Raw genomic sequence first — 3868 nt, 5'->3', positions numbered from 1 at the left:
GCCGCTGTCGATACCGCTGTACGTCATGTCCTACGCCCTGTCTCTCGTGGAACCGTCAGTTGAGCGGGCCGCCGGCCACGTACATGACCTGGCCGGAGACGAAGCCCGCGGCCTCGCCCGTGAAGAAGGCGATGGCGTTGGCGACGTCGTCCGGACGGCCGACGCGCTGCACCGGGATCTGGGTGGCAGCGGCGGCCTGGAAGTCCTCGAAGCCCATGCCGACGCGGGCGGCCGTCCGGGCGGTCATCTCGGTGGCGATGAAGCCGGGGGCGACGGCGTTGGCGGTGACGCCGAACTTGCCGAGCTCGATGGCCAGGGTCTTCGTGAAGCCCTGCAGGCCGGCCTTGGCGGCGGAGTAGTTGACCTGGCCGCGGTTGCCGAGCGCCGAGCTGCTGGAGAGGTTCACGATGCGGCCGAACTTGGCCTCCACCATGTACTTCTGACAGGCCTTGGACATCAGGAAGGCACCGCGCAGGTGCACGTTCATGACGGTGTCCCAGTCGGTCTCGGTCATCTTGAACAGCAGGTTGTCGCGCAGCACACCCGCGTTGTTCACCAGGATGGTCGGCGCGCCGAGCTCGCTCGCGACGCGCGCGACGGCCGCCTCCACCTGCGCGCCGTCGGAGACGTCGCAGCCGACCGCGAGGGCCTTGCCGCCGGCGGCCGTGATGGCCTCCACGGTGTCCTTGCAGGCCGCCTCGTCGAGGTCGAGTACGGCGACGGCGCGGCCCTCGGCGGCCAGCCGTACGGCGGTGGCCGCGCCGATGCCCCGGGCCCCTCCGGTCACGATCGCGACGCGCTGCTCGGTGGTGGACATGCTGGATCTCCTCGCCCTTGAGAGGCGGCCGCCCAGAGGTGAGCAACCGCTTAGTAGCTTCAGCTGAGGAGACGCTAGGAGCCCTGGCACCCGGTGTCAACGCCCGGCGGGCCGACCCCGTCGGCGTCGCGGACGCGGGGGTCCGGAACGGGGGGCCGGGTGGCGGACCCCCGGACCCCGGGTCAGCGGACCAGCAGGTCCAGCAGCCGCTCCACCTCCGCCGCCGGATCGGCCGTCAGGCCGGTGTGCACCGGACCCGGCTGCACCACGGTGCTCCGCGGCGCGATCAGCCAGCGGAACCGTCGCCCCGCGTCGTCACCCGACGCCTGCCCCGCCTCGGCCCCGCCGCTGCACACGCCCTCGACCCCGCGCAGGGCGGCCCGCACCCCGGCCACATCGGCCCCGGGGTCCAGGGCGAGGAGCTTCGCCTCGTCGAGGTGTGTGCGCGCGGCGACGTACGTGTGCGCCCGGCAGTAGACGATCACACCGGCGTTGAAGCACTCGCCCCGTTCCATCCGGGGCACCACACGCACCAGCGCGTACTCGAACACGTCCCGCTTGGTCACTCGATGTCGCTCTTCTTCTTGTGGGTCTTGTGGGGCCATTCCGGCAGGTGGTCGGTGAGCCAGCCGGGAGGTCCGGCAGGCACCTTCACCTCCGCCTCCAGCGAGATCCTCTCGTGGATCGTGGCCGCGCGCGGCAGCAACGCTTCCACATAGGCGCGCCGCAGCGCGTCGGTGGAGTCGAAGCCCGGCTCGTCGACCAGCCACTCGTCGGGGACGTCGGCCGCGACCTCCGTGAGGAGTTCCTCGGTCACCAGCGGCGCGAGCGCGGCGGCCGCGGCGGCGATGTCCGGGCCCACGGGGGCCAGTACGTGGTCGGAGGCGTTGTAGGGCTTGGCGGCCGCGGCCTCGGCGGTGGGCCAGTTGTGGTGCCAGATCATGGTGGCGCCGTGGTCGATGAGCCAGACGTCCCCGTGCCAGACCAGCATGTTCGGGTTGCGCCAGGAGCGGTCGACGTTGTTGACGAGGGCGTCGAACCAGACCACGCGCCCCGCCTCGACCGGGTCCACCTGGTACGCCAGCGGGTCGAAGCCGATCGAGCCGGGCAGGTAGTCCATGCCGAGGTTGAGCCCGCCGCTGGCCTTGAGCAGCTCCTGGACCTCCTGGTCGGGCTCGCCGAGCCCGATCACGGGGTCGAGCTGCATCTGCACCAGCCGTGGGACCCGCAGCCCCAGCCGCTGAGCCAGGCGGCCGCAGATGACCTCGGCGACCAGGGTCTTGCGGCCCTGGCCGGCTCCGGTGAATTTCATGACGTAGGTACCGAGGTCGTCGGCTTCGACGATCCCCGGGAGCGAGCCGCCCTCACGCAGGGGCGTGACGTAACGGGTCGCGATCACTTCGGACAGCATCCGCCCAGGTTACGGGGGTCAGGCCGCGGGAGCCCACTGGATGAGCAGCTCTTCGGCGGTGGTGATGGACGCCACCAGCGCGAGGGAGTTGCGGATCACCTCGGCGGTGCAGGAGGCCGGCACCCCGGCGATGGCGTCGGCGGGGACCACCACCTGGTAGCCGAGGTTCACGGCGTCGAAGACGGTGTTCGGGATGGCGATGTTGGAGGAGACCCCGGTGACGACGAGGGTGCGGATGCCCAGGTTGCGCAGCAGGGCGTCGAGATCGGTGCCGGCCATCGGGGAGAGCCCGTGCAGCCGACGCACCACCAGGTCCTGCCCGGCCACCACGATGGGCGCGGCGACCTCCACCGCCCGGCTCCCGGTCAGCTGACGCACGGGCAGCCTGCCCGCGGCCCGGAACAGCCGGGCGTTGGAGTTCGCGCCGAGCCCGTCGGGCCGTCGTTCGGCGACCGCGTGCAGCACCTGTACGCCGGCCCCGCGCGCGGCGTCGACCAGCGCGGCCACCCGCTCCAGCATCCCCGAGCCCCGGGCCTCCTCGGCCAGCTCGGGCAGCGCGCTCTCCTCGCCCACGACACCGTTCTGGCACTCGACGGTGAGCAGCGCGGTGGTGGCGGGATCGAGATCCGGCATGGCTCCCCCTGGCGTCGCGACGGAAGAGCCCTCATGATTCCTGACACGCAGTCAGATGTGAAGGGGTGCAGGACGGATGGACGTGGACGGGTCACGAACCGGAACTCCGCAGCGGCGGGGCCGGCGCATCATGATGAGCGACGCGGAAGTGGACTCCTTCCTGCGCGAGCAGAGGACCTGCCGGGTCGCGACGGTCTCCCCCGACGGGCGCCCGCACGTGGGCGCCCTGTGGTTCGCGTGGGACGGCGGCTCGATGTGGCTGTACTCGATCACGCGCAGCCGCCGCTGGTCCGACCTGAGCAAGGATCCGCGGATCTCGGTGGTCGTGGACTCCGGCGAGTCGTACGACGAACTGCGCGGGGTGGAGCTGTCCGGCAGTGCCGTCTTCGTGGGCGAGGCCCCGCGCACCGGCGAGCCCTGCCCCGAGCTCGCGGAGGCCGAGCGGATCTTCCCGCTCAAGAACTTCGGCATGGCGGAGATGCCGCACGACGGGCGGCACGCCTGGATCCGCCTCACACCGGAGTCGGTGGTCTCCTGGGACTTCCGCAAGCTGTAGCCGACACCCTCAGCGGAGCCCGGCGGCCACCTGCCGCAGGCTGTGGACCGCGGCCTGGATGGAAGGCCGGCGGTCGGCGTCCGCACGCCAGACGGCGTACACGTGGCGGCGTACGCTGTCGCACACCGGCAGCAGCCGCACACGCTGCGGCACCGGGCCGCGGCCCAGCTTCGGCGCCACGCACACGCCGAGTCCGGCCTCCACGAAGGCCAGCTGGGTGTGGTGCTCCTCGGCGATGTGCGCGATGCGCGGCTCGATGCCCGTACCGCGCAGGGTGAAGACCAGCCACTCGTGGCAGAACTGCCCTTCGTTCCAGGAGATCCAGTCGTCGTCGCCGAATTCGGCGAGGGAGATGCCGGCCTCGCCGGGGATCCCGGTCCGGCCGGCCAGCCGGTGGCCGGCCGGGACCGCGATGTCGACGGTGTCGTCCAGCAGGTGGGCCCGGGTGAGC

The 3868-nt window shown here is 71.9% G+C and carries 6 protein-coding genes; 1 reads left to right on the top strand and 5 read right to left on the bottom strand.

Annotated elements, in window-relative coordinates; all coding sequences use genetic code 11:
* Nucleotides 1–55 precede the first annotated feature (55 nt).
* The 4 genes from fabG to ACWGIU_RS32215 form a co-directional block, all read right to left on the bottom strand.
* Entirely contained in the window at nt 56–817 is a 762-nt protein-coding gene (gene fabG / locus ACWGIU_RS32230; RefSeq protein WP_453711648.1) for a 3-oxoacyl-ACP reductase FabG, read from the bottom strand.
* A 182-nt stretch (nt 818–999) separates the two neighbouring features.
* A complete protein-coding gene (locus tag ACWGIU_RS32225) occupies nt 1000–1383 on the bottom strand; it encodes a DUF3037 domain-containing protein (RefSeq protein WP_453711647.1) in 384 nt (127 codons plus the stop codon).
* Entirely contained in the window at nt 1380–2228 is an 849-nt protein-coding gene (locus ACWGIU_RS32220) for a HipA family kinase (RefSeq protein WP_453711646.1), read from the bottom strand. Before ACWGIU_RS32220 ends, ACWGIU_RS32225 begins: the two co-directional genes overlap by 4 nt.
* 18 nt (nt 2229–2246) lie before the next feature.
* Entirely contained in the window at nt 2247–2861 is a 615-nt protein-coding gene (locus tag ACWGIU_RS32215; RefSeq protein ID WP_453711645.1) for a cysteine hydrolase, read from the bottom strand.
* A 130-nt stretch (nt 2862–2991) separates the two neighbouring features.
* Between ACWGIU_RS32215 and ACWGIU_RS32210 the strand changes: the two genes are divergently transcribed.
* Complete coding sequence (locus ACWGIU_RS32210; protein ID WP_453711649.1) at nt 2992–3417, top strand: pyridoxamine 5'-phosphate oxidase family protein; 426 nt, start codon at nt 2992–2994, stop codon at nt 3415–3417.
* 9 nt (nt 3418–3426) lie between these two features.
* Here the strand turns inward: ACWGIU_RS32210 and ACWGIU_RS32205 are convergent.
* Nucleotides 3427–3868 (bottom strand): LysR substrate-binding domain-containing protein (locus ACWGIU_RS32205; RefSeq protein ID WP_453711644.1); only part of this gene is annotated, 442 nt, incomplete at its 5' end.

It is taken from the genome of Streptomyces sp. NPDC054840, assembly GCF_053611065.1.
Note: the sequence above shows the minus strand (reverse complement) of the source record. Positions and strands in the feature narration are given on the sequence as shown.